Below are 1,134 nucleotides of genomic sequence, written 5' to 3'. Positions count from 1 at the left end.
AACCGAGAAATAAACCGAGTTGTACGAAAGTATAACAAACTAAGAGCGCGAAAGAGTGGTTAAGTAACCAAGGGCGCACGGTGAATGCCTTGGCACTAGGAGCCGATGAAGGACGGGACGAACACCGATATGCTTCGGGGAGCTGTAAGTAAGCTTTGATCCGGAGATTTCCGAATGGGGGAACCCCACAACTGAAGGTTGTGACACGCAAGTGAGGTAAACGCAGAGAACTGAAACATCTAAGTACCTGCAGGAAGAGAAAGAAAGATCGATTCCCTAAGTAGCGGCGAGCGAACGGGGAAGAGCCCAAACCATGGTGCATGCACCATGGGGTAGTAGGACTCCCATACGGGAGAGGACGCAGTAACCGAATGACTTGGGAAAGTCAGTCAAAGAGGGTGAGAACCCCGTAGGTGAAACTGTAACCTCCCCGGGAGGATCCTGAGTACGGCGGGACACGAGAAATCCCGTCGGAAGCGACCAGGACCATCTGGTAAGGCTAAATACTCCCTAGTGACCGATAGTGAACCAGTACCGTGAGGGAAAGGTGAAAAGCACCCCGGGAGGGGAGTGAAAAGAACCTGAAACCGTGTGCTTACAAGTAGTCAGAGCCCGTTAAGGGGTGATGGCGTACCTTTTGTAGAATGGACCGGCGAGTGATGATAGTTGGCAAGGTTAAGTTGAAGAAACGGAGCCGTAGCGAAAGCGAGTCTGAAGAGGGCGACAGTCAGGTGTTATCGACCCGAAACCAAGTGACCTACCCATGTGCAGGTTGAAGGTGTGGTGAAACACACTGGAGGACCGAACCGAAACACGTTGAAAAGTGTTCGGATGACGTGTGGGTAGCGGAGAAATTCCAATCGAACTTGGAGATAGCTGGTTCTCTCCGAAATATATTTAGGTATAGCCTCAAAGTAAGCGTCGTGGAGGTAGAGCACTGTTTGGACTAGGGGGTCTATCGACTTACTGAATCCAGATAAACTCCGAATGCCATAGACGTATCTTTGGGAGTCAGACTGCGAGTGCTAAGATCCGTAGTCGAAAGGGAAACAGCCCAGCCCACCAGCTAAGGTCCCTAAATTACTGTTAAGTGGCAAAGGATGTGGGGTTGCCTAGACAACTAGGAGGTTGGCT

Annotated in this window: 1 rRNA gene; it reads left to right on the top strand. The window is 50.8% G+C overall.

Going from position 1 to position 1,134, the window contains the following annotated elements:
- Positions 1-57 precede the first annotated feature (57 nt).
- Positions 58-1,134 (top strand): 23S ribosomal RNA (locus BMX34_RS09565); the annotation flags it as partial.

This window comes from Ignavigranum ruoffiae, from assembly GCF_900110675.1.
Taxonomy (GTDB): domain Bacteria; phylum Bacillota; class Bacilli; order Lactobacillales; family Aerococcaceae; genus Ignavigranum; species Ignavigranum ruoffiae.
The sequence above is the reverse complement of the archived record's forward strand: the minus strand, read 5'-3'. Positions and strand labels throughout refer to the sequence as shown.